The sequence below is a fragment of the Acetobacter sp. DsW_063 genome (assembly GCF_002153745.1).
Lineage (GTDB): Bacteria > Pseudomonadota > Alphaproteobacteria > Acetobacterales > Acetobacteraceae > Acetobacter.
In genome coordinates, this window is the sequence record NZ_JOPL01000118.1 from 1 (window position 1) to 291 (window position 291).

At 56.7% G+C, this 291-nt stretch carries 1 protein-coding gene; it reads left to right on the forward strand.

Features of this window, described 5'->3' with window-relative positions:
* Positions 1-291 (forward strand): transposase (locus HK28_RS12775; protein WP_143217425.1); only part of this gene is annotated, 291 nt, incomplete at both ends.

A 291-nucleotide genomic window follows, 5' to 3' on the forward strand; every position in this document is an offset into this window, starting at 1 on the left:
GAGAGCCAGATGAAGCGGATTGAGCCGTTTTTTCCTCTGGCGCACGGAGTGCCACGCGTGGATGACCGGCGTGTTCTGAGCGGGATCGTTTATGTCATCCGCAACGGCCTTCAGTGGAAGGATGCCCCGAAAGCGTATGGTCCGCACAAGACTTTGTATAATCGCTTTATCCGGTGGAGCCGCCTCGGTGTTTTTGACAGGATCTTTGTCGCCCTGACAGAACAGGCTGGCCGTTCGAAGCGTCTGATGATCGATGCAACACACCTCAAGGCACACCGGACATCGGCGTCC